This is a genomic window from Kaistella sp. CFF1-2 (assembly GCF_059509915.1).
In genome coordinates this window covers 1-25635 of the sequence record NZ_JCAKLF010000007.1, presented here as the reverse complement: position 1 = coordinate 25635, position 25635 = coordinate 1, and the positions used below count along the sequence as shown (strand labels likewise).

21 protein-coding genes are annotated in these 25635 nt (G+C 35.9%); 9 read left to right on the top strand and 12 right to left on the bottom strand.

Annotated elements, in window-relative coordinates; all coding sequences use genetic code 11:
- The first annotated feature begins 57 nt into the window (after positions 1-57).
- From AC5XHR_RS12910 to pdeM, 3 genes are read left to right on the top strand one after another with little or no spacing between them, the layout of a single operon-like run.
- Positions 58-1638, top strand: coding sequence for an ATP-dependent DNA ligase (locus AC5XHR_RS12910; protein WP_495951203.1), 1581 nt, complete (start codon positions 58-60; stop codon positions 1636-1638).
- Positions 1635-4097 carry a ligase-associated DNA damage response DEXH box helicase gene (locus AC5XHR_RS12905; protein WP_495951202.1) on the top strand — a complete coding sequence of 821 codons (2463 nt, stop codon included), beginning with the start codon at positions 1635-1637 and terminating at the stop codon, positions 4095-4097. The genes AC5XHR_RS12910 and AC5XHR_RS12905 overlap by 4 nt, the downstream gene beginning before the upstream one ends.
- Positions 4094-4741 (top strand): ligase-associated DNA damage response endonuclease PdeM, encoded by a 648-nt coding sequence (pdeM, locus tag AC5XHR_RS12900; RefSeq protein WP_495951201.1) that lies wholly within the window; start codon positions 4094-4096, stop codon positions 4739-4741. The genes AC5XHR_RS12905 and pdeM overlap by 4 nt, the downstream gene beginning before the upstream one ends.
- Here the strand turns inward: pdeM and AC5XHR_RS12895 are convergent.
- The 3 genes from AC5XHR_RS12895 to AC5XHR_RS12885 form a co-directional block, all read right to left on the bottom strand.
- Complete coding sequence (locus AC5XHR_RS12895; protein ID WP_495951200.1) at positions 4738-5292, bottom strand: biliverdin-producing heme oxygenase; 555 nt, start codon at positions 5290-5292, stop codon at positions 4738-4740. The two genes, pdeM and AC5XHR_RS12895, sit on opposite strands and share 4 nt — an antisense overlap.
- A 2-nt stretch (positions 5293-5294) precedes the next feature.
- Positions 5295-7493, bottom strand: coding sequence for an ATP-binding protein (locus tag AC5XHR_RS12890; RefSeq protein ID WP_495951199.1), 2199 nt, complete (start codon positions 7491-7493; stop codon positions 5295-5297).
- Positions 7494-7669: 176 nt separating this feature from the next.
- A complete protein-coding gene (locus AC5XHR_RS12885) occupies positions 7670-8875 on the bottom strand; it encodes an NAD(P)/FAD-dependent oxidoreductase (RefSeq protein WP_495951198.1) in 1206 nt (401 codons plus the stop codon).
- A 628-nt stretch (positions 8876-9503) separates the two neighbouring features.
- Here AC5XHR_RS12885 and AC5XHR_RS12880 point away from each other — a divergent pair.
- Positions 9504-10496 (top strand): DUF2262 domain-containing protein, encoded by a 993-nt coding sequence (locus tag AC5XHR_RS12880; RefSeq protein WP_495951197.1) that lies wholly within the window; start codon positions 9504-9506, stop codon positions 10494-10496.
- Between the two features lie 50 nt (positions 10497-10546).
- Positions 10547-10990, top strand: a complete 444-nt coding sequence (locus tag AC5XHR_RS12875; RefSeq protein ID WP_495951196.1) for an acetyltransferase — start codon at positions 10547-10549, stop codon at positions 10988-10990.
- A gap of 144 nt (positions 10991-11134) precedes the next feature.
- Here the strand turns inward: AC5XHR_RS12875 and AC5XHR_RS12870 are convergent, their stop codons facing one another.
- The 5 genes from AC5XHR_RS12870 to kdpB all read right to left on the bottom strand — a co-directional run bounded on the left by AC5XHR_RS12870 (position 11135) and on the right by kdpB (position 18315).
- The gene (locus tag AC5XHR_RS12870) at positions 11135-12856 is read right to left on the bottom strand and encodes a HAMP domain-containing sensor histidine kinase (protein ID WP_495951195.1); all 1722 of its coding nucleotides are present in this window, start codon (positions 12854-12856) and stop codon (positions 11135-11137) included.
- A gap of 238 nt (positions 12857-13094) precedes the next feature.
- Entirely contained in the window at positions 13095-14219 is a 1125-nt protein-coding gene (locus AC5XHR_RS12865; RefSeq protein WP_495951256.1) for a sensor protein KdpD, read from the bottom strand.
- A gap of 224 nt (positions 14220-14443) precedes the next feature.
- Entirely contained in the window at positions 14444-15520 is a 1077-nt protein-coding gene (locus tag AC5XHR_RS12860) for a porin (protein WP_495951194.1), read from the bottom strand.
- A gap of 99 nt (positions 15521-15619) precedes the next feature.
- Positions 15620-16189, bottom strand: a complete 570-nt coding sequence (locus AC5XHR_RS12855) for a K(+)-transporting ATPase subunit C (protein WP_495951193.1) — start codon at positions 16187-16189, stop codon at positions 15620-15622.
- A gap of 23 nt (positions 16190-16212) precedes the next feature.
- Positions 16213-18315: a potassium-transporting ATPase subunit KdpB gene (gene kdpB, locus AC5XHR_RS12850; protein WP_495951192.1), complete on the bottom strand. Its 2103-nt coding sequence runs from the start codon at positions 18313-18315 to the stop codon at positions 16213-16215.
- A 19-nt stretch (positions 18316-18334) separates the two neighbouring features.
- Here kdpB and AC5XHR_RS12845 point away from each other — a divergent pair, with 19 nt between their 5' ends.
- Positions 18335-18694, top strand: a complete 360-nt coding sequence (locus AC5XHR_RS12845) for a four helix bundle protein (RefSeq protein WP_495951191.1) — start codon at positions 18335-18337, stop codon at positions 18692-18694.
- A 114-nt stretch (positions 18695-18808) separates the two neighbouring features.
- Here AC5XHR_RS12845 and kdpA read toward each other — a convergent pair whose 3' ends face one another.
- The 3 genes from kdpA to AC5XHR_RS12830 form a co-directional block, all read right to left on the bottom strand.
- Positions 18809-20506, bottom strand: coding sequence for a potassium-transporting ATPase subunit KdpA (gene kdpA / locus AC5XHR_RS12840; protein ID WP_495951190.1), 1698 nt, complete (start codon positions 20504-20506; stop codon positions 18809-18811).
- A 187-nt stretch (positions 20507-20693) separates the two neighbouring features.
- Positions 20694-20771: a potassium-transporting ATPase subunit F gene (locus AC5XHR_RS12835; protein WP_495951255.1), complete on the bottom strand. Its 78-nt coding sequence runs from the start codon at positions 20769-20771 to the stop codon at positions 20694-20696.
- Positions 20772-21244: 473 nt separating this feature from the next.
- Positions 21245-22585 (bottom strand): sigma-54-dependent transcriptional regulator, encoded by a 1341-nt coding sequence (locus AC5XHR_RS12830; protein ID WP_495951189.1) that lies wholly within the window; start codon positions 22583-22585, stop codon positions 21245-21247.
- Between the two features lie 254 nt (positions 22586-22839).
- Here AC5XHR_RS12830 and AC5XHR_RS12825 point away from each other — a divergent pair, with 254 nt between their 5' ends.
- The 3 genes from AC5XHR_RS12825 (at position 22840) to AC5XHR_RS12815 (ending at position 24970) form a co-directional block, all read left to right on the top strand.
- Positions 22840-23604 (top strand): hypothetical protein, encoded by a 765-nt coding sequence (locus AC5XHR_RS12825; protein ID WP_495951188.1) that lies wholly within the window; start codon positions 22840-22842, stop codon positions 23602-23604.
- A 57-nt stretch (positions 23605-23661) separates the two neighbouring features.
- The gene (locus tag AC5XHR_RS12820) at positions 23662-24219 is read left to right on the top strand and encodes a sugar O-acetyltransferase (RefSeq protein ID WP_495951187.1); all 558 of its coding nucleotides are present in this window, start codon (positions 23662-23664) and stop codon (positions 24217-24219) included.
- Between the two features lie 88 nt (positions 24220-24307).
- A complete protein-coding gene (locus AC5XHR_RS12815; RefSeq protein ID WP_495951186.1) occupies positions 24308-24970 on the top strand; it encodes a phosphoribosylanthranilate isomerase in 663 nt (220 codons plus the stop codon).
- A 23-nt stretch (positions 24971-24993) separates the two neighbouring features.
- Here the strand turns inward: AC5XHR_RS12815 and AC5XHR_RS12810 are convergent.
- On the bottom strand, positions 24994-25635 hold a 642-nt coding region (locus AC5XHR_RS12810), incomplete at its 5' end, for an alpha/beta fold hydrolase (protein ID WP_495951185.1).

Here is a 25635-nt window from a genome sequence, read left to right as displayed (position 1 = left end):
TTTTAATTGATAGAGAACTTTGTATAGCCTCGCGTTTAAAAACTTTAATTGAAAAAAATGAACGATTTCGCCACATTAATCAATGCGCTCGATAGTACCAACAAAACTTCTTTGAAACAAGAGGCGATTATCGAGTTTCTGAAAGTGGCGTCTTCGCAGGACAAGATGTGGTTTTTGGCTTTGTTTACTGGTAGAAAACCAAAGCGAAATGTCAATTCCACTTTGATGAAAACATGGGCAATGGAAGTTGCGCAAATCCCAGAATGGTTATTTGTAGAAAGCTATTCCAGTGTGGGCGATTTAGGGGAAACTATTTCTTTGATTTTACCGCCGCCAACCAAAACGATTGACTATTCTTTGTCCGAATGGATGCAGAAAATCATCGAACTTAAAGATAAAACCGACGAAGAAAAGAAAGAATTGGTGCTTACCGCTTGGGATAGTTTGAGTAATGTGGAGCGTTTTATTTTCAATAAGTTATTGGGTGGAAGTTTTCGCATTGGCGTTTCTTCAAAAGCGTTGATTAATACCTTGGCAAAATTTTATGAAATGGACCCCAGTGCCGTTGCACACAGCATTATGGGACATTGGAAACCTGAAGAAGTGGATTTTGAAAGTTTGATAAAAGGTGAATATACCGACACCAATTTATCAAAACCCTATCCTTTTTGTTTGGCGTATGCCTTAGAAAAAGAACTTCAAGATTTGGGCGCTACCGAAGATTGGTTGGTAGAATACAAGTGGGACGGCATTCGTGGACAATTTATTAAGCGAGATGGCGAAGTTTTTATTTGGTCGCGTGGTGAAGAACTAGTCACCGATCAGTTTCCCGAGATTAGAGACGAATTACTTCAATGGAACGGCAATTTTGTCATTGATGGCGAAATTTTAGCGTTTAAAGACCATCGGGTTTTAAATTTTAATGAACTTCAAAAAAGATTGAATCGCAAAAATTTAAGCAAAAAAATGCTGGAAGAAATTCCAATCGTGGTTTTTACTTATGATTTATTAGAATTTGAAAATGAAGATTTTCGAGATCAATCAATGAAAGAGAGGCGTTTTCAACTTCAAAAACTATTAGAAATGAATCCTTCAGAGAAAATTAAAATTTCCGAAGAAATTGTTTTTGAAAATTGGAATGAACTTCCTGACATTCGTGAAAACGCTCGCGAAATCAACAGCGAAGGTTTGATGCTGAAAAATTACAATTCTCCGTACCATACTGGTCGTAAAAAAGGCGATTGGTGGAAATGGAAAATTGATCCTTTAACGCTGGATGCGGTACTTATTTACGCGCAAAAAGGAAGCGGAAGAAGAAGTGGATATTATACAGATTACACATTTGCAGTAAAAAAAGAAGGAAAATTAGTAACCATCGCCAAAGCCTATTCTGGTTTAACAGATAAAGAAATTCAAGAAGTGAGCAAATTTATTTCTAAAAATGTAGTTGAAAAATTCGGTCCTGTAAGAACGGTAAAACCCGAATTGGTTTTTGAGCTGGCTTTTGAAGGAATAGGTTTTAGCAGCCGACATAAATCGGGTGTAGCTTTGCGCTTTCCGAGAATTTTACGTTGGCGACGCGATAAAAAAGTGGATGAAATAGATGATATTGAGGATATTAAAAAATTAATCACGTGACCGAAAAATTTGAGCAATCCGAAGGATACCAAATCGTCCAAAAATGGATGAGCGATAAGGGCATGAAAGCTTTTTCTTTTCAGAATGAAGCGTGGCAACGCTTTTCCAACGGCTATTCTGGAATGGTTGTTGCGCCCACGGGTTTCGGGAAAACTTACTCTCTTTTTTTAGCCGTAATCATTGATTTTTTTAATCATCCCGAAAAATATAAAAACGGCTTAAAATTACTTTGGATCACGCCTTTGCGCTCCCTTGCAAAAGATTTGGCGAGAGCTATGCAAGAAGCCGTGGACGAGATTGGTTTGGATTGGGTGGTAGAAGTTCGCAACGGAGACACGGATGCAAAACAGAAGACCCGACAAACTAAAAATATGCCCGATGTACTTTTGGTCACACCCGAAAGTTTGCATCTGCTTTTGGCGCAAAAAAACCACGAAAGATTTTTCAAAAATTTACAATCTGTAGTTGTGGATGAATGGCATGAATTGTTGAGTACTAAACGTGGTGTGATGACAGAGTTGGCTTTGGCGGTGCTTAAATATCAACAACCAAAAGTGAAAATTTGGGGAATTACTGCCACCATCGGAAATCTGGATGAAGCTTTAGATGTATTAATTCCAGACAGTAAAAAAAGAACAAAAGTAGTAGCCAAGGAGCAGAAAAAAATCGAAATTCTTTCCGTATTTCCACCAGAAGTCGAAATTTTGCCTTGGGCAGGACATTTGGGCGGAAAGTTAGTGGAGGAAGTCGTCCCCATTATCCTGAACAGCAAATCTACGCTGGTTTTTACTAACACACGAAGTCAAGCCGAAATGTGGTACCAACTTTTATTGGAAGCTTATCCCGATTTTGCCGGACAAATTGCACTTCATCACAGTTCTATTGATGCTAATTTGCGTCAATGGGTGGAAGAAAATTTAAGCTCAGGATTATTAAAAGCTGTAGTTTCGACGTCTTCGTTGGATTTGGGAGTTGATTTTAAACCTGTAGATACGGTGATACAAATTGGCTCTAGCAAAGGCGTTGCACGGTTTATGCAACGCGCAGGACGAAGCGGACATTCGCCATTTGAAACCTCAAAAATCTATTTTGTTCCCACACATTCTTTAGAACTGATTGAAGCTTCAGCTTTAAAAGAAGCCGTAAAAAATAAGGTGATTGAAAAAAGAGAACCTTTTGTTTTGGCCTACGATGTTTTGGTTCAATTTCTCGTGACTTTGGCTTTGGGTGGCGGTTTTTATGCCAATGAAATGTTTCCGATTATTAAAAACACCTATGCATTTTCGGAAATTACTGAGGAAGAATGGCAATGGTGTATCTTCTTCATCACCCAAGGCGGAAAAACGGGAAAAAACTACGAAGAATTTCATAAAGTTGTACAGCAAGAGGACGGAAAACTAGTCGTAGAAAAAAGAAAAATCGGGGTGCTTCACCGCATGAATATTGGCGCTATTGTAAGCGACTCGATGTTGAGGGTAAAATTTTTGTCGGGTGGTTATATCGGCATGATCGAAGAATATTTTATATCGAAACTCCATAAAGGCGACAAATTTATTTTAGCAGGAAGAGTGTTGGAATATGTAATGCTGAAAGAAATGACGGTTTTCGTGAAATTATCGAGTGGAAAGGCGATAACACCAAGTTGGCTAGGTGGCAGATTGCCTTTATCATCTAATCTAAGTTTCTTTTTGAGGAAAAAATTGGCGGAATCTTTGTCTCCAAATTCTCGCGAAAAAGAACTGAAATTTTTGCATCCACTTTTAGCCAATCAAAATGAAAATTCTCATATTCCGAAAGAAGACGAATTTTTGGTGGAACGCATCAAAACTCGAGAAGGTTATCATTTGTTTTTTTACCCTTTCGAAGGGCGTTTGGTGCATGAAGTGATGGCAGCTTTGCTGGCATATCGTATTTCAAAATTATATCCTATAAGTTTTTCGATGGCGATGAATGATTATGGATTCGAACTTTTTTCGGATAAAGAAATACAAATAACTGATGCAGAATTGCATCAGATTCTTTCTAAAGACAATTTGATGCAGGACGTTGTTGCCAGCGTTAATGCGACCGAGATGGCTCGTAGAAAATTTAGAGATATAGCCGTAATTTCGGGAATGGTTGTGCAAACTATGCCTGGAAGACAAGTGAACAATAAATCTTTGCAGGCTTCATCGGGCATTATTTTTTCGGTTTTGGAAGATTATGATCCCCAAAATTTACTGTTAAGGCAAGCCTACACCGAAGTTTTTAATCAGCAATTGGAAGAGCAAAGATTGAGTGCAGCTTTTGACCGCATTGCTAAAAGTAAAATCATTTACGTACATTCGGATCGCTTTACGCCCTTAAGTTTTCCGATAAAAGTGGACAGTTTGCGACAATCGCTTTCCAGTGAGGATTTGAGCACAAGAATTAAAAAAATGCAGGAAGCCAATATGAAGAAAAAAGCCAAGCGAAAATGATTTTAGCAGAGAAAACGATTGTCATACAGCAACATACTTTTGTTTTGACCAATCAGCGTGCGTTGTTTTGGAAAGAAGCAGAATCTTTGGTTTTATCTGATTTGCATTTAGGAAAAACGGCTCATTTCAGAAAAAACGGCATTGCTTTACCCTCCGAAATTATTGAAAGTGACTTACAACGTTTGTCGGATTTAATCTTTCATTTTCAACCCAAAAAACTGATTGTAGTTGGCGATTTTGTTCATGCGGGAAAAAATTCGGAATTCAACTTATTTTCTGAATGGAAATCTCGGTTTCCTGATTTAAAAATTGTTTTGGTGAAAGGCAATCACGACCGAGTATCGAAAGATAAATTATATGAAATTGGTGTAACTGAAATATGGGAAATTTACGAAGAACAACATTTTGTTTTCTCCCATGAAAAAGTGGAATCTGAAGAAAAATTTTGTATTTCTGGACACATTCATCCAGGAATTCGGATGAAAACACCTGTGGGAAAATTCATTAAATTTCCGTGTTATATTGTGTCAGAAAATCAATTAATTTTACCTGCTTTTAGTTCTTTTACGGGTTTAGATACAAGAAATCATCCAGAAAAATCCAGCTTTTACTTTTTTACAGACGAAGGAATTTATAAACTTTAAATTTCATAATTAATTAGTTCTGCATACGCTCTTTCTGCTCCTTTTAAAACTTCTGGATACTTTTCTTCGGGTAAATAAGTGTTTAAAGCAAGGATAAATTCTTTCCAAAATTCGGAAATAGATTGGTTGTACATGCCGAAATAGTGAAAATCTATCCCATCAAAATTTGGATTTTTCTCAAGATTTTTTTTGATGACATTGCCGCCCAAAGATGCACCTTCAATAACGTACAACATTCCGATGGCTTCGGCTTCTGAGTTTATTTCTTGAACTTCCAAATTTTGTGATAATTCAATTCCCAAAAGATTGGCATCTTTCTTTATCCATGGAAGTTTTGAACGAAGTTCCTGCCTAATTTCATCTTTAAAACCTTCTGAAATTGCATCATTAATTTTCTCTTCATAATTCAGTAGAAATTGATAATTCAGCGCAATTAAACGTTTGTAATCTTCCAAGGAATAGGCTTTTTCAAAGATTTTTTTAGAGTTAAATTTCTCCTCCAGCAAATCATGTTGATGTCTTGTATTTTGTTTTAGATAATCTGAGAGCATTTTTATTTTTTAAATTGAATAGTGAAGGTTACACCTTTTGAATCTCTATGGTTTTCATAATCTATTTTTCCTTGCAAACGGTCCATAATTCGATAAACAATGTTGAGTCCAACGCCGTTTCCGTAGAATGATTTTGCGTTTTCCATTCTTTTAAAAATTTTGAACATTTGGCTTTTATCCGTTTCGGGAATCCCGATGCCATTATCAGAAATTGAGTACACAATATAATCACCAATATCTTCGGAATCTATTGTGACAACAGGGCATTCTTCTTTAGACGAATATTTAATAGCATTGTTAATGATGTTAAGAAAAACTTGATACGCCAAAGTTTGATCGGCTGTAATATCGTAACAATGGCCTATTTCAACCTTGGTGTTGGGATTTCCGTATACAATTTGCGATTCTTCAACGATTCTTTCAATCAACGATGGCATGTAGATTTTTTGTAATCCTAATTCTACAGATTTAGCTCGGCTCAAATTGAGGACATCTCTCATGAGATTTTCCATATTATTGATTTGCTCAAGGACATTTTCCACTTTCTGAGCGTTGGCTTGGGTATCACCATCCAGTAACTTTCTTTCCAGCATTTGTAGGTTAAGTTTCATGACAGTTAAAGGCGTTCCTAAATCGTGAGAAATAGTATAGGAAAAACTGTCTAACTCTTCGTTAACAGCCAGAAGATCATCGTTTAATTGTTTTATTTTCGTATAATGGTCGTACGAAATTTCAAAAATTAAAGTGAGAAGTTTGGTAATGGTTTTTCGGTATTTTTCCGTCCAAAATCTAGATTTTCCTTTGCTTTCTTCAATAAATATTTGAAACGATTTTCGTGGAGAAACTTTCATTTCTTCCTGACCGTTTTTCAAAATTTTCTCGTACTGTTTTTCTGGATTTCCTGCCCAATGTATGGTTTCTTTATATTCTTTTCTAAACCAAATAATGTACTTTTGAGTTTCTCTGTTAATTTCTGCAATTGCTAAACCTGCAAAGGTTGCATCACCACACATTATTTCTGGATGATTTTTCGCAAAACTTTCATTATAAATTATTGTATCATTATCCTCTAAATAGGCTTTGTAGTGCTCTATAATTTTTAAAACTAAAGAGTTGGGCGGCGTAATCCCATTAAAAAATACGTCATGACCTATTACAAAGGCAATTCCATCTGCGTCGGCGTATTTCGAGAAATGATTCAGATTTTGAATAATTCCATCTGTAAGAACAGGTGCTGTGGATAATCTTTTTTTGAGTTTGGAGATTTTTTGATCCATCTGGATACTAAAATCCACCATTTCAGCAGACAAAATATTGCTGTACACTTTTGCTGCCCATTTGGTAACAATCTCTGCTTTTATCCTATTGCGAAGATCTATGTGTTGTGGCAACGTATTTTGACAAGTTACCAAACCCCACAACTTTCCGTTGACAATAATTGAGGTTGAAAAACTAGATCTAACCCCAGCATTTCTTAAATATTGGCCATGAATAGGTGACATGGCACGTGCATCAACAAAACTTAAGTCCAAATCTTCTATGCTGGAAATCACGGGAATAGGCTGCGCATCAATATCACTGAAAATCCTTCTCGTTTTTGTTAAATATAGTGCTCTTGCTTGTTTCGGAATATCATCTTCGGGATAATGAAGGTTGAGAAAACATTCAATATCATTTTTTACACTTTCAGCAACTACCTTACCAGAGCCATCTTCTAAAAATTTGTAAATCATTACGCGATCATAATTGATGTATTCGCTAATATTTTTAGCAAGTTTATTCCAAACAAGAGATTCTTCTTTCAATTGAGAATAGCCTTCAAAATCAATGTATTCTAGCTCGGTAGAGTAATCAACATTATAGGATTTTTCCAATTCTAAAAAATAATAAGGTGCGTGGTACTTGATGGTAAGATAATATTTGTAACCTAAAATATCGATTACACTCAGTTGCGAGTTTACAGAATTATCTTTCGCCATCCACTTTTTATAGACTCCAGAGTTTTCTAAGAACTTAACAATTGATTTATAATTTTGGATTGGTGAACCTAGTGGAATAGACTCGATTTCAAATAAGTCGAGAATATTTTGGCTGTAAAATTGGATACGAAAATCCTCATCAATACCGATTAATAGACCAAAGTTTTGAATTTTTCCAGGTATTTTTATAGGTTCATCAGAACATTGGTTGTAAATCTTCATTTGTATTGTAAAGCGTATAATAGTACCTTCGTTTGCATATATAGTGATATTTATTGTAATATGCTAGATTTTCACGAATTCTATCTTTTCTCCAAATGAGATTTTAATTGGCAAAACAAACTTAGTAAAGAATGCAATTTAATTTGCAAAATCATATTATTTTTAAACACCTACACTTACCTTCCAAACGCGAAATATTTATCCAAAGGATGTTTTTTCTTTTGCAACCAGTACGACAACATTTCCATGCCTGTAACCGAAAATGTAATACCATTGCCCCCAAAACCTAATACAAAGTAAGAATTTTTGAAGTCTTTATGTTCACCAATATAAGGCAAACCATCTTTGGTTGAACCAAATGTTCCCGCCCAAGCAAAATCTTCACGGAAATCAAAAGAAGGGAAATTGCGTTCAAATTTTTTAGTAAGAATCTTTGATTTTTTAGAAATAAGCGCATCTCTTAATTCAGGTTTATAGAATTCTTCATCCTCACCGCCAATTAACATCCGATGATCGTCGGTTGTGCGCATGTAGAGGTAAGGTTCGGCTGTATTCCAAAGGAGTACATCTTTGTAGGCATTCGCCAGTTTTTCATCCACTTCGGAAACAATGGCAAAGGTGCTCAGCAAATCTACAAACTTTTCCTTGATGAGATTGGTGCTTTCATAACCGACACAATACACGATTTTATTTGCGGTGATTTTTGCTCCAGAACTCAGGGTAACGATGTTTTTTCCTTTATGATATTTCACCGATTCCATTTCGGTTTTATCATAAACTTGTAGGCCTTTTTTCACGTTGTATGCTAAAAGTTCGTGCACCAACTGAAAAGCATCCACGCTGGCTCCCTGTTCGGAGAGGATTCCGCCATAGGAAGTTGGGATTTTAAACTTGGTTTCAATTTGCTGAGCTTCTAACCATTTTACAGCAAAACCCGCTTCTTTCCTCGCTTCATATTCTTTTTGTAACCAAGAAACGTCTTTTTTAAACGAGGCAAAATACAGGGAATGTTTTTTCCGAAAACCAGCTTTTGATTTTATTTGAATGCCAATTTTTTCAAGTGTATCAATAGCGTCGGAACAGGCTTTATAACACATTTCAGCTCCTTTTTTACCGATCATTTCTGATAATTTGTACAATGGAACATCAATCTCATACTGCAGCATGGAGGTTGTTGCGGAAGAACTTCCGTGCGCAATTTCGCGTTTGTCAATCAGGATGGTGTTTTTGCCCTCTGCAATGCACTGATGGGCTATGAGACTTCCCGTAATGCCGCCACCGATGACCAACACTTCACATTCTTTGTCCTGGTGCAGAGAAGGATAGGAATTGATAATTCCGTTTTTTATCATCCAGAAAGGTTCGTTCGATTTGAGATCCATGGGGTGTGAAATTAGTGATTAAGGAATGGTTTAAGATTATTGTAAATGTACTGAATTTTGGAATTGCTTGTACTCGTCTTTTATGATCACTACATATACTGACTACGTATTATCCTTGGATATTTTTTAAGGGTAAATAAAAACTTTAAATTAGAAAATAGAGTACTGCTTTTTGTATAATTCAAGATCTTTAAACCTCAGTAATAAAGGTTTTGTTAGATTCTGTGTTGGCAAGTAAATTTATTTTTCATTAGTAAAACATAACTTTACTAATTGTTATTCTTGCTTCCGATGTTTAGGGTAAACCCTGCAAGGCTGTGCTAGAATTCCTTATTATTGCCTTTTTTTGGGAATAGCAATTTTGGGTAGGAATGCATTAATAACCAAGCTACGTCTCTAATAACTGTTTTTGAAACAAAGGAGTAGGTACTTGTAAAAAAAAATATCCCAATTTTGTAGTCTCTAAAAACCGTAAATGAGAGTTTTAGCGAGATAGGATAGTAGGAGAAATGGCTACCCTTTAGGAGTTGGTATTTTTTTATTGGTAAAGGTTAGAAGCAAGAAGAAAGAAATGAACCACTTATTGTTTTTTTTTTTTTTATTTTAGGACCGCGAAAAGCTAGAGGCATTGTCATCACTATTTCCGTTAGCGACCAGTATGCCGAACGAATCTAACCAAAAATTTACCAATAAAATGCAAGAAACTTGGAATTATGATCTTATGGACTTGCTAGAAGATGCAAGACTTGACGATTCTAAAGAACTGAAATATTTCATATCAAAATATTCGCCGCTAGCTGCTACAAATGAAGATTTATCCGTTTTATTACTTTTTAGACATTTCAATGTAAGTTTTTGGAATGAAGAAAGACGTATCACAAATTGCCATCCAGAAAACGAAGATTTCCAATCTGGAATTACAATTGTTCAGTTAGATGATGATGGTGGTACGGAAAATAATTTTTACTTGCCTAATACTTTGCACTATAACGAATTTAAAATTAAAGAACAAGAAATTGAAATCATAACTGCCGAAAAAACGGTGACGACTAATTTAACGGAATTAAATAAAAAGCTTAACTTTTTTAATCGTAACATTACGGAACAAGAGATTGAAAATGCCTTTAATACTCTATCGAACGCACAATACAACCAGCCGAAGAAATTAGAAGTAAAAGACAAAACCATAAAAATTATGTCGCTAGGAGAATTAACTTACAACGACAAATTGGAATGGTATGAAGGAAAAATTCAATTAAAAAATAAGGTGATTGATGTAAATGTTTGCCATGCTGAACCACATCAATTAGAAAAACTACTTTCTTTCGTAGACCAGCAAATGAGTGCAAAATTTTTCGAGGAAGTTCTTCTGAAAATGGAAAACAAAATGGTCACTCTAAAAAATGACGCATGGCTTGGTGAAGACGACGAAACGGGAGAAGATGAACCTCCAATCACAGCAGAGGATTTTAGAAAACGGATTTCCATTAATAGTATCGTGTTTTATGAAGATTGTACTTCTTTGATTTACTGCAATGACGATGATATTTTTTGGGGACATTCCATTGAAATACATGTCGATAAAAACGGAAAATATAAGGAGGCAAATCTAGTAGGATAAAAGCTGAACAAGTCATCCGCCATTGATTTTCGACGAATAATTTAAATACCATGGATTATACAATAGACTTAATTAAAAAAAACGAATATACCGAAGTAGTCGAGGTTTGGGAAGCGTCTGTTCGGGCAACGCATGACTTTTTGGCGGAAGAGGATATTCAATATTTCAAACCATTGATCTTAAATACCTACTTAGATGCCGTTGAATTGAGATGTGTTAGAAGCGAAGATGGAAAAATACTGGGGTTTCTTGGTGTTGCTGATCAAAATTTGGAAATGTTGTTTATTCATCCCGATTACAGAGGAAAAAAAATTGGAAAAGCTTTATTAAAATATTCCATTGAAAAAATGAATGTTATAAAAGTGGATGTGAACGAACAAAACGAGCAAGCCATAGGTTTTTATAAAAAGTTTGGATTTGAAGTGTCAAGTCGTTCAGAATTAGATTCCTCCGGAAAACCCTATCCAATTTTACATTTGAAATTGGAAAATTAACTGCGACATGTTGTTTGTAATGGATAATTGAGTATTAATAATGGATAGTGGTTAATGGTGTAAGCAAAATTCCCCTTTAAAATTGGGAGCCAAATGCTAGGATCTGGAAACAATATTTCAGGTTTTGGACATAAGACCGGATTTTCACCCCAACTCAAACCAAAACTGGCTACCGCTACCGATTTCGCTTGTGACGCCTATTTTTCCGCCTTGCGCTTCTATAAACTCTTTGCTGATGCTTAAGCCCAGTCCAGTACCTTCTTTGCGCGTTCCTGGGATTCGGAAATAACGATCGAAGATTTTTTCGACATATTGTTCTTCGATTCCGCGTCCGAAATCTCGAACGATAAATTTAGTTTTACCATCGTCATCGATTACTGAAATATTAATTTCTGAATTTTCATGGGAATATCGAATGGCATTCGAAACCAGATTATTCAGAACCCAAGAGGTTTTTTCTTCGTCGGCGTAAATGTTTTTCAGTTCGGGTTCGATTTCTGTTTTGATGTGAATTTGCTTTTGTTCTGCCGCAGCTTTGTTTGCATTGATGGCGTAATTCACGATTTCCTGAATTGCAGCTTCTTTGCGATATAATTGTATTGAACCGCTTTCAACTTGAGTAATATTCAGAAGTTCACCCGTTATTTTCAGCAATCGTTTGCTATCTTCCTTAATACCGTTTACAAGGTTTTTCTGTTCCGAATTCAGTTCGCCAATTCGTTCGTTTTCTAATAATTGAAGTCCCATTTGAATGGATGAAATCGGGGTTTTAAATTCATGAGAAACCGTTCCCATGAAATTGGTTTTTGCTAAATCTAATTCTTTGAAAGGCGTGATATTTCGCAACATAATTACTTGACCAATAAACTGCGAAGCGTTTTCACCAGTAGGAATTACGTTGATGTCGACAATTTCTTTTTCGAAATAACTTTCTTTTCCGTTTGCAAAAATTTTCATCGGTTCCTCATTAGATTTCTTTTTCTCAGGCTGAATCATTTCACGGATAATATCTCGAACCAAGTCATTGGTAATCGCAATATCCTGAATTTGGTTTCCTAAAAGTTGCTCTTTTTTCAGACCAATAATTTTAATGGCTTCATCGTTTACAAATAGTATTTTTTTGTTTTCATCAATCCCGATAACCGGATCGTGAAGGTTGTCGATAAGCGTTTCAATTCGTTTTTTTCCTTTAATAATGCGGTCTAATTTACTTTCAGAATACTCTTGCAGTTTTTCCGCCATGGTGTTGAAGGATTTTGCAAGTTCGCCATACTCGCTGTGACTTTCGAAATGGACGCGTTCTTTGTAATTTTGATTCGCAATTTGCTTGATACTTTCAGTAAGAATTTTTATAGGATTGGCGATGTTTGAAGGCAAGTTCACCAAAAGAACAAACGCCATCAAAAAACAGACAGTTCCTGCAATAGAAATCGCTGCAATCGCCCGTTCTGATGTAGAATTCGCAACTTCGCTTTTATGCTGAATGGCTTGCATATTCAGTTGCATTAATTCGGCAATATCTTTTCGAATGGAAGAAAATAATTGCTCATTTTTAGCGTCTTTTTTTAAGATTTCAAAATGCTGAATAATGTTTTCTGTCGCCTCTTTTTCACCAACTTCGGTTACATTTTTCTTTTGCTTGGCCAAGTGTTTTTCAAAACTGGAAAAAGCCGTAGAATCTGTTTTGATGTCCTCCAAAGCCAGCATCATATCTCTGGAATATTCCAAAGTATTGTAGTTGGCGATCAATATATTATTGGTGTCTTTTTTCAGTTGATTGATGTACCAACCGCTAAGAACGGAAAGCACAATAATCATGACAAAAAGAAATCCGACGCCGAAATTGAGTTTTGTTTTAATTTTCACGAGATGCTAATTGATAATTGTGAACTGTTAATTGTAAATGGTTAATGGTTATTGGTAAATTGCGAATAGTAAATTGATAATGGATAATTGCGAATGGTTAATAGAAAATTGATAGTGGTTAATGGTAAATTGATAACTCATACGAATATCCGATTTTATTACTAATTAATATGATTGAAAATAGACAAACGTCTTTCATCCAACATCCAACATCCCATTCACTATTCACCTTTCTCCATTAACTCAATATCACTAAATCTATATTTTCTTTCGATAATTTATTGAGGAGCGTATTGAAGGTATCTGTGGCTAAGATGATTTTCCAAATGGTGAGATGGGGTTTCCCAATGCAAACGGTGGTTACTTTTCGTTCTTCACAAATCTCCATAATGGCTCTGGTCACGTTTTTGCCTTCGGTTTTTATGACTTCTGCTCCTAATTCTGTTGCTAATTTAAAATTATTTATCAGATGCCGTTGCTTGTCAAGAGCAATTTTATCCGAACTTTCCTTCGGAATTTGAACATACAAAAGATACCATTTGCTGTTGTAATAATTCGCCAATCTTGCTGTCTTTCGGATGACGTTTTTTGCTGTTTTCTCATTGGAACTAATACAAGCCAGAAACTTTTCTTTTCTAACGTTTTTACCAACCGTAACTTCTGTTTCTACTTTTCTTTGAACTTGAGCAGCAACTTCTTTCAAAGCCAATTCTCGAAGTTGAAGAATATGTTCATTTTTAAAAAAATTACTGAGCGCCGCATTGATTTTTGACGAATCGTAAATCTTTCCTTGTTGCAAGCGATTAATTAATTCATCGGCGGTAAGGTCGATATTTACCACCTCATCGGCTTGCATCAGAACGCTGTCCGGAATACGTTCTTTTACTTCAATTCCTGTAATTTCACGTACTTCTTCGTTCAAACTTTCAATATGTTGAATGTTGACCGCCGAAATCACATTAATACCCGAATCTAGGATTTCCAGAACATCTTGCCAACGCTTTTCATTTTTGCTTCCTTCAATATTGGTATGCGCCAATTCATCAATAATCACCACTTCCGGACGAAGATTAATCACCGCTTGAACATCCAGTTCTTCCAGTTCTTTTCCTTTATAAAAAAGTCGTCTTCTCGGAATTAAAGGTAAACCGCTGAGTAAATCGTGGGTTTCTTTTCGGTTATGGGTTTCGATATAACCAATTTTAACATCAATACCGCTTTGCAAAAGCGAATGCGCTTCTTGCAGCATACGGTAGGTTTTTCCCACACCCGCGCTCATCCCGATGTAGATTTTGAATTTTCCACGTCGTGATTTTTTTATTAAATCCAGAAAATGTTGCGCGTTGTTTTCCACAAAAGAAATATTTTAAATGATTGTTATTAGTGAATTGTCAATAGTTAACAGTTAATGGTGAATAGTGATTAGTAAAAATTTAATAGTGAATTGTTAATAGTGAATTGTTAATAGTGAATTGTAAAAAGTTAATAGTTTACAACTTACAATTTTCCATTCACAATTATCCATTATCTATTGACCATTCACCACTGACCATTTACCATTTACAATTAACAATTTCCCATTATCCATTAAAATGCTATCGCCAGCGAAGTTGTTATGCAAAAATTAGAATTTATAGGCTCGTTGTTTTTTATGAAAACTTTGTCTTTGGACGAGTAGCCTTTTCCTTCAATTCTCCAAACCAGATTTTTTGTTACTTGATAATCGTAGTTTAAAGAATAGCCCCACGTTTGAAATCCGTTCGGACTTCCTGTGCTGATTATCACGCCGTTTTTATCGTTGTAATATTCGGCTCTTGCGCTGATGTTGCTTTTTTCCGTAGCTTGATATTTTACAATAACAACGGGAGTGTACCATGAATTGTACTGTTTGCTGCTTTTCGCTTTTTGCTCGGCGCCGATATCAAATCCAGCAATAATTCCCCATTTCGGATTGATCTGAAAAGTTCCGTATACATTATGGAAATACCGCATTTGTCGCAAACTATCGGGTTTATCATTTCCCACAAAAGAACTGCTGTTCAGCGTTATTTTATCATTCAATTTATAGGTGAGTTGATGTCCAAACCCAATCGTGTTATTGCCATCAACACGCTGAATTCTTTGCCATCCGTTCAAAGCGAGAACGCTCATATACCATTTTCCATTATCGGTGGTGTAGGAAAATCTTGCACCCGTTTCGAAATACGGTGAATTTTCGGCTGCAATACTTCGTGTTAACGTCCAATTATCCTTTCCAATGGCGCTTTCCCAACCAATATGCGAAGGTAGAATTCCGGCATCAATCCAAATATTTTTTGATTTTGAAAGTTTTACCCCAACATTGGCTTCATAAATATTTTTCAAAACGCCTGTTTCTGCAGCGTAATTGGCGTTCATATACGTTCCAGCTGCTAAAGCGAGGTTTGAACGAACATTTTCGGTTTGATAAGACGCTTTTATCATCGCCAAATTTACGGTGAATTCGTTGTGGCGATTATGAGAATAAATAAAACCAGGCTTGGTGTGATTTTCGGGGTTTCCGAAATCGTAAGCGTAATAAACTTCTCCGTAAGCGCTGATTGATAAAGGTTTTTGAATTGAATCGTTTTGTGCAATAATGATATTTGAAAGTGCGACAAAAGCGATGATGAATATATTTTTCATGTTTTTGCTCTTAAAAGCTTTCCGGAATTAAAAACAATTCCGAAAAGCACTGAAATGATAGTTAAATATGGTCTACTTTAAATTTTTGAGGCGAATATTCTACTTAGAATTCACCAATTGGTCTAATGCAATATTCAGTTTCAAAACATTGATTTTTTCTGGTCCAAATAGACCAATCAAAGGTTTTTCGGTGTTTTGAGAAATAAGATTTTGGATTTGTTCTTCCGAGATATTTCTCAACTTCGCAATTCTTTTAACTTGAACTTTTGCACCTTGAACGGAAATATTGGGATCCAAACCGCTTCCACTTGCCGTAATCAAGTCCATTGGGATTTCCGATTTTTGAATTTCTGGGTTGTGTTGCATAAAGTGTTCGATTCTTTTTTCCACTTCTTGCAAATATTCTTTGTTGGAAGCTCCTTTATTACTCGCTCCAGAACCTGCTGCATTGTAATCTACAGCCGATGGACGCGACCAGAAATACTCGTCTTTATCGAATTTCTGACCGATGTTTTCGTAATAGGTTTTTCCTTTGTATTCAATAATTTTTCCTTTTCCGTTATTGGGAGCAGCTTGCGCGATTGCCCAAATAATTCCGGGGTAAATCACCGCAAAAAATAGAATCATAACAGCGGTAAGTTTGATGGCGGGTAAAATATGTTGTTTCATTTTGTTTAAATTTTAAATAAGATTTAGAAGAAAAAAGAAACCAGAATATCGATTAATTTTATTCCGATAAATGGGACGATAATTCCGCCCAAACCGTAGATAAATAGGTTTCTTCTCAGTAAAGCCGATGCACCAATTGGTTTGTACGCAACGCCTTTTAATGCCAACGGAATGAGAATCGGAATAACAATCGCGTTGAAAATAATAGCCGATAAAATGGCGGTTTCAGGAGAATGTAATTTCATAATATTCAAACCTTGTAAAGCAGGGATTGCAGTGATGAAAAGCGCAGGAATAATGGCGAAATATTTCGCGACATCATTGGCAATACTGAAAGTTGTTAAAGTTCCGCGTGTCATTAAAAGTTGTTTTCCGATTTCGACAATTTCGATGAGTTTTGTGGGATCATTATCCAAATCCACCATATTTCCGGCTTCTTTCGCAGCTTGAGTTCCGCTGTTCATCGCAACGCCCACATCGGCTTGTGCAAGCGCAGGCGCATCGTTAGTTCCGTCTCCCATCATTGCGACAAGTCGGCCTTCAGATTGTTCTTTTTTAATGTAGTTCATTTTATCTTCGGGTTTCGCTTCGGCAATAAAATCATCAACTCCGGCTTTTTCCGCTATAAATTTTGCTGTTAATGGATTATCACCCGTAACCATCACGGTTTTGATTCCCATTTTTCGTAGTCTGTCGAAACGCTCTTGAATTCCTGGTTTTATGATGTCTTGAAGCTCAATAACGCCCAAAACTTTTTCATTTTCTGAAACCACAAGTGGAGTTCCGCCGTTGCTTGAGATTTGTTTTACATTTTCTGCAGCTTCTTGTGGGAAAGTGTTTCCAGCTTTCTCTACCAAATTTTTTATGGCATCAGAAGCTCCTTTTCTAATTCTTGAATTCTCAAAATCAATTCCTGAACTTCTGGTTTCAGCCGTGAACTTGTGAATTGTAAAAGGTGAATTGTTAATGGTCTTGGTGGTTTCATCAATTGTAAAAATAGATTCACTATTTACCATTAACGATTTACCTAATTCTATAATCGATTTTCCTTCAGGCGTTTCATCGGACATGGAGCTTAAAACCACCGCTTTGATAAATTGGCTTTCATCCACACCGTTTACAGGATAAAATTGGGTTGCTTTACGGTTTCCGATGGTAATTGTTCCCGTTTTATCGAGTAGCAAAACATCGATATCACCCGCCGTTTCTACGGCTTTACCGCTTTTTGTAATCACATTTGCTCGCAAAGCTCTGTCCATTCCCGCGATACCAATTGCGGACAGTAAACCGCCAATTGTAGTCGGAATTAAACAAACAAATAACGAGATGAATGCGGCAATGGTAATCGGCGTTTGTGCATAATCCGCAAAGGGTTTTAGAGTAACCGTTACGATGATGAAAACCAAAGTAAATCCTGCCAAAAGTATAGTTAATGCAATTTCGTTGGGTGTTTTTTGTCTTGAAGCACCTTCAACTAAAGCAATCATTTTATCAAGAAAACTTTCGCCTTGTTCGGTGGTTGCCACCACTTTTATTTGATCCGAAAGCACTTTTGTTCCGCCAGTTACGCTACTTTTGTCGCCTCCAGATTCACGAATAACAGGAGCACTTTCGCCCGTAATTGCACTTTCATCGATTGTTGCTAAACCTTCGATAATTTCACCATCAGCAGGAATAATATCGCCCGCTTCACAAAGGAAAATGTCGCCTTTTTTGAGTAATGAAGAATTGACAATTGATACTTGATAATTTTGAGAATCTGAATTTTTAAATTGTCCATTTTCCATTATCAATTTTTTAGCTGGTGTTTCTTCTCTTGTTTTTCTCAAACTATCGGCTTGTGCTTTTCCTCTCGCTTCCGCGATGGCTTCGGCAAAATTTGCAAACAGTAAAGTGATAAATAATATAAAAGTTACAAGTAAATTGTAAATGGACAATTGTAAATTGTCTGTGTGTGAAAAAAATGAATTAATTGTCACAAAGACCATTACAATGGTACTGATTTCCACTAAAAACATTACTGGATTTCGGAACATCAACTTGGGATTAAGTTTTACAAAAGACTCTTTGAAACTTACCCAAAAAGTTTCGCTGTTGATGAGTTTTTGATTATTTTTATTGTTCATTGATTTAAAATTTATTTATATGAGACCTCATTATCAACTTGAAGTCTGGAAACGAAGTTTTTATTTGGTAAAAGAAATTTATATTTTAACCGAATCTTTTCCTGCTGATGAAAAATTTGGAATGATTTCGCAACTTAAAAGAGCTGCTGTTTCTGTTCCTACAAATATTTCTGAAGGCTCTGCAAGACATAGTTCCAAAGAATTTATTCATTTTTTGTACATTGCTTTAGGTTCATTAACAGAATTAGAAACTTTACTTTTACTTTCCATAGAATTGAACTTTTCCACTAAAGAAAATATTGATAAACACCTTGATGAAATTGAAATCATTACTAAATTATTATTGGGGTTAATAAAATCTGTTAAAAGCAAATTGTGATTTTGTATATGTTTTTTGCAAATTGTTAAGGAAGAATTGATACACATTTCACCATTCACTATTTCCCATTCACTATTCACCATTTACCATTTACCATTTACCATTCACCATTCACTATTTACCATTCACCAAACTAAAATATTCTGCAATAGGTCCTAAAGCCAAAGCAGGGAAGAAGGAAAGTGCTGCAACAATGGCTATCACTGCAAAAACCATTAATCCAAAAGTTGATGTATCAGTTTTTAAAGTTCCTGCACTTTCTGGGATGAATTTTTTCTGAGCCAAAAGTCCAGCGATTGCAACAGGTCCAATGATCGGTAGAAAACGCCCTAGAATCAACACAAAACCGGTTGCGATATTCCAAAATAACGTGTTGTCGCCTAAACCTTCGAAACCACTTCCGTTGTTGGCGGAAGCCGATGTAAATTCGTACAACATTTCGCTAAAACCATGGAAACCTGGATTGTTTAAAGTAGAAGCTCCAAATTCTGGCGAATGGGCTGCTAAAGCCGTTCCGACCAAGATTAAAAACGGGTGTAAAAGCGCAATAATCATCGCGATTTTCATTTCGCGAGCTTCAATTTTTTTACCCATAAATTCGGGTGTTCTTCCCACCATTAATCCACTGATAAAAACCGCAAGAATGATGAAAACTAAGAAATTGAGAATTCCTACGCCACAACCACCATAAAAGGCATTAATCATCATGGCAAGCATTTCATTCATCCCAGATAACGGCATAGAGCTGTCGTGCATTGAGTTGATAGAACCTGTAGAAATTACCGTCGTAACAATGCTCCAAAAACCTGACGCAGCCGCACCAAAACGAATTTCTTTTCCTTCCATGGCGCCTAGATCTGAATTAATTCCCATTTGAGCAATCGCAGGATTTCCATTCATTTCCATATTGATATTTGGAATGGCGAGAAGTAGGAATCCAACGGTCATCACTCCGAAAATCATCCAGGAAAACTTTCGTCTGTTGATGAAAAATCCAAACGCAAAAACCATGGCAACAGGAACGATAAGTTGTCCAAACATTTCTACCATATTGCTTAAATAACTTGGATTTTCTAAAGGGTGAATTCCGTTGGTTCCGAAAAATCCACCACCGTTGGTTCCGACATGTTTTATGGCAACGAAACCTGCAACAGGACCTCTGGAAATTTCCATTTTATCCCCTTGAAAATTCGTTAAATGATCTTTCCCTTCAAAAGTTTGCGGTGTTCCTTGGAAAACCAAAATACTTGCAACAACAATACAAAGCGGAAGCAGAATTCTAGTACATGATTTCACGAAGAAATCGTAAAAATTCCCTAATTGTGTGGTACATTTATCTCTAAAAGCTCTGAAAACTACGGCAGCAGCTGCTAAGCCAACTCCAGCGCTTACAAATTGTAAAAACATTAACCAAAGTTGACCGAGATAACTCATGCCCGTTTCGCCCGAATAATGCTGTAAGTTGCAATTAACCACAAACGAAATTATCGTGTTGAAAGCCAAATCTGCAGACATACTTGGGTTGTGATCTGGATTGAGTGGTAAACTTCCTTGCGTCATTAAAATCAGCATTCCGAGAAGAAACCAAACTAAATTTATGGTTAGCAAAGCGGTTAAATGCTGTTTCCAATTCATTTCTTTGGTGGCATCGAGACCACTAATTTTGAAGAATAGTTTTTCGATGGGTCCGAAAATTTTATCGGCCGCCATTTTCTTACCGCCGTAAACGTTGGAAATGTATTTTCCGAGCGGTATTCCTATCGCGATGGTTACGCAAAACATGGCGATAATTCCTAATATTTCTGTGTTCATTTTCTGAGTTGATCCTTTGTTTTATAAATAAATTGTTCCGTTTTTCTTGAGATGAAATTTTTACTGAAGAAGTTTTGCCCGTTCAATCACCAAATAAAGTATGGCGATGACGAAGAGCCACATCATGAGGATTGTGAAGGCATCTTTTAATTTTCTTTTGCTATTGATTTTCATCTGGAAAAAGGATTTAGAATTTTTCTGGTTTTAAGAGTACGTAGCATGTGTAGCCAAAAACCGCAAGTGCGACGATAAATAAAAGTGTCATTTTTTAAGTTTTTAGAATTTATATTTTGTCAAAAAAATCGATGGATTTGTAAAAAAGGAAGAAGCAAGCCACGCCTGCTAAAACTAAGACTACTGTAAGCATATTTTTGATTTTAAAAGTTTATAAGAACTGCACTAAAAGGCAAAAAAGGAACGCAAGAGCCAGAATTGTGAGCAGAATTTGCTTTGGAGTTAAGAATCCTGTTTTTATTCTTTGAAGTCTTGTGTGATGTCGGTTTTGCCAATTGTTTTTCATGATTGAATCTTTAATTGATTTCAAAACCATAATGCCAAGATGCAGACCGAAAACCAAGAAAATCTCGCAAACGACTTCTAGGAAATGGTTTACGATTTTTGAAGAAATTTTAGCACGAAAAAAAGCCTATCATTTTGAAAGGCTTTTTATTATTTTGAGAAGAAAAAATTTAATTGACAATTAATAATTAACAATTGACAATTGACAGTTATCCATTGTTAATTGATCCCGTATTCTTCGATTTTTCGGTATAGAGTTGCAATACCGATTTCCAGCAAACGGGCGGTTTCGGCTTTATTTCCTTTGGTGTAATTTAGAATTTTTTGAATATGAATTTTCTCTGCACTTGCCATAGAAAAAGCCGATAAGTTTTTCCCTGAACTGCTGTTGGAAGAAGTGAAATCAAAGGGCAAACTGTCTTTTTCTAACGTATTTTCGTCGGTTAAGATAACGCTGCGTTCGATGACATTTCGCAATTCACGAATGTTTCCTTTCCATTGGTGCTGTTGTAATGCATCCAAATATTCCGGCGAAATGTCTAAAATATTTTTGCCTGCTTTGTGTGAAAATGTTTGTAGAAAATGCTTTGACAATTCCTTAATATCTGATAAACGCTCTTGTAATGAAGGTAAATTGATTTGAAAAACCGCAATTCTGTAATACAAATCTTCACGGAAATTTCCTGCTTCCACTTCATTTTGCAAGTTTCTGTGGGTGGCTGCAATAATGCGAACATCCGTTTTTGTGGGTTTGCTATCGCCAACTTTTAAAAATTCACCCGTTTCTAAAACGCGCAATAATTTCGCTTGTAAATCGAGCGGCATTTCACCAATTTCATCCAGAAAAACGGTTCCGTTATTGGCTTCCTCGAAAATTCCTTTTGAATCTTTTACGGCTCCTGTAAAAGCTCCTGCTTTATGCCCAAACAATTCATTTTCCAGCAAATCTTTACTGAATGAAGAACAGTTTACGGCGATAAAATTTTGTTTATTTCTCGTACTTGCGTTGTGAATGGCTTCCGCGAAAACTTCTTTTCCTGTTCCTGTTTCGCCCGTTAAAAGCACCGTTGCATCGGTTCCTGCCACTTTTTTTGCGGAATCAATTGCCGATTTTATAGCGGTGGATTTTCCAACAATAGAATCGAACGATTTTTTTCCGCCCAACTGTTTTTCAAGTTGCAAAACTCGCTTATTGAGGGCAACTTTCTCAACAGCTTTATACAAAAGTGGAATAATTCGGTTGTTGTCGTCGCCTTTTGTAATGTAATCGAATGCGCCGTTTTTTATCGCTTTTACGCCATCAGGAATATTTCCAAACGCGGTGAGCAAAATCACTTCAACCAAAGGAAATTTATCTTTTATGGTTTTTGAAAAATCGACACCACTGCCGTCAGGAAGCTTTACATCGCAGATGACAACATCAATATCCGAAACTTCAAGTCGCTTCAATCCATTTTTCAAATCGGAAGCTACAAAGACCTCAAAACCTTCCAAAGAAATTATTTTGGACAGTAAGGTTCTGATTTTTTCTTCGTCGTCGATAAGAAGTATGGTGTTCATGGGCGAATTTTAAAAAGCAAAGATAGTTAGATAATTGAAATTATAAATAGGAGCGTAGTTGAAAAGTTATTGCCGCATTTAACATTTTAAAAAGAGAATTGTCTCTACTTGAATTGCGTTCTTTAGTAAATTGAAAATTACAGAGATAATTTTGCTTGTCATTTTTCATTATTTATTAAAAGATTTTAGCATCTTTGAGTGCAAAGTGGAATAGAAAAATTGAGTAAGTCCAGCTTTAAAAAAAACAGAAAGGAATGAGAACACTATCGGGATTTTTAATCATGGGAATATTTTTGATCGGCTGTAAAAAGGAGAAGAACGAAGATGTGGCTGTTTCCATTCCCAATTCGGATACCCTGCATGTTTCCATACAAAAAACAGAAATTTCACAAGATACCAAGCGAATAAATAAAATTACGTTCGAACAAGTGACTTCTGAAGATTTTAACGTCGCGAAAAGTCAAGTCAAGTTTCCTAGTAAACCAAAAGTTAGAATTACGGATCCGAAATTAATTCAACAAAGACTAAAAGGAATTGTCACCTTTGAATATACAGATGAGTATTTAGGAATTAGAAAAATACGATTCAGAAACGGAAAAACGGTATCATATGATTTTATAGAAACCATTGCTGTTGCCTATTTTCCTGAAGAAGATATTCTCTTATGTGAAGGCGGTCATACAACAGATATAAGCTATAATTTACGTACTGGAAAAGAAACGTATGATGTCGGAAACCCAGATTATGGAATTATATCTCCCAATGGAAAATATCAGTTTACAAAACTCTATGAAGGGCAGGAGTGTTTTGATCATTTCTTGCAGATGAAGAAAGGAAATGAATTTGAAAAAGTTATCGAGATAAATGATATTTTCGAAAAGCAAAAAAATAAATGGCTATGCGTTATTGATAAAGAATTTTGGAGTGATACCACGACTTTATACTTTGCTTTAGTTACCGAATATAAAGAAGAAGGTAATGTTTACGATTACTACAAAATGAAGTTGGAAGAAAAATAAATGGAGACTTTAATTAGTCTTGTAAAAAATACGTTACAATAATAAGAACAGTTAGAAATGACAGAAAAGGAAAAGTGCGAGAAAGGTATGCTTTATAATGCAAATTTTGATGAAGAGCTTATTCAGGAACGGAATGTTTGTAAAACGCTCTGCCAAGAGTATAACCGTACGGATTATTCGGATTTTGATACGCGTAAAAAGATTATTCAAGATTTGTTGAAGACCAGCCAAACCGAGTTTTTAATAGAACAACCGTTTTGGTGTGATTACGGTTATAATATTGAAATTGGAGTCAATTTTTATTCGAATCATAATCTTGTGATTTTGGATGGTGCCAAAGTTCGTTTTGGAGATAATGTGTTTATTGCTCCAAATTGCGGCTTCTACACGGCGGGGCATCCTATAGACATTCCTCAACGAAATGAAGGTTTGGAGTATGCAAAACCTATCACTGTCGGCAATAATGTTTGGATTGGCGCTCATGTTGTCGTTTTACCAGGTGTAACGATTGGTGATAACACGACTATTGGTGCGGGAAGCGTTGTCACGAAGGATATTCCAGCCAATGTTGTTGCGGTTGGAAATCCATGTCAAATAATTAAAAAACTTTCTTAAAATAAAGAACTCTAAGAGTCTAAAATTTGTAAATAAAATCAAGTATGAAAATGTCTAATTTCTCTTTACCTTCACTCAAAATTTAAAAATGGGAATTCCAAAAGTAAAAATTTGTTGTATTAGTAGTGTTGAGGAAGCTGAATTAGCGATAAAATATGGTGCTGATATTCTTGGTTTGGTAGGCAAAATGCCAAGTGGACCTGGAGTTATTAATGATGAAATGATCTCTGAAATTGTTAAAGCAACGCCACCGCCGATTTCAACTTTTTTACTGACTAGCGAAACCAAAGCCGAGGATATTATCAACCACTATTTCAAGGTAAATACAACGACTATTCAGATTGTAGATCGTTTAGAAAATCGCGAGTATGAGCGTATTCGTGAAGCAATTCCGCATGTGAAATTGGTGCAGGTTACTCATGTTATTGACGAAGATTCTGTAAAGGAAGCTATTGAAATTTCAAATTATGTTGATGCGTTGCTTTTAGACAGCGGAAATCCCAATTTAGAGGTTAAAGAATTGGGTGGAACTGGAAGAACGCACAATTGGGAGTTGAGCAAAAAAGTCCGAGAATCCATTAAAATTCCTTTGTTTTTAGCGGGTGGAATCAACGCTGCAAACGTTCAGAAAGCCGTTGCAATGGTTCAACCCTTTGGAGTTGATTTGTGTAGCAGTGTTCGCACTGATGGAAAACTTGATGAAACCAAATTGAAAGTCTTTTTTGATGCTGTACATTCAATAAAAGCGTAGAATTCTTTGTAATTTTGAAGTTGCTACTTTTTCAAAAACTCTTTTAAAGGTTCGATGAAACGGTCAAAAACTTCAATATGAGGAAGATGACCAACATCGTCCAATTCAACCAATTGGGATCTTTTAATTTTCTTTTGAGTTTCTTTTCCTAAAAGTTGATATTGCCCCATTTTTGCAGCAACTTCAGGATCTTTTACCAATGCTTTTCCGATGGCAGTTCGGTCGCGGGTTCCAATAATTAAAAGGGTAGGCGTTTTAATATTTTCAAATTCATAAACGATGGGCTGCGTGAAAATCATATCCGATGTTTTTGCGTTTACCAAAGCCACTTCCGGATAATCAGGCGCTTTTACCCAACCTGTCAAAAGATACACCCATTCATCGTATTCCGGTTTCCATTTATTGTCGTAATAGAAGCCGTTTTGGTATTTTCTCGTGGTGGCGTAATCGGCTTTTAACTCGTTTTGATAATTCTTTTCGATGGTGGTGTAAGGCGCAAAAAGTTTCCAATCTTCCAATCCAATGGGGTTTTCTAAGATGAGTTTTTCAACCATTTCGGGATACATCAAAGTAAAACGAGTTGCGAGCATTCCGCCCATCGAATGTCCTAGAATAGATGCTTTTTCAATTTTTAATTCATCCAAAACCAATTTGGTGTTTTCCGC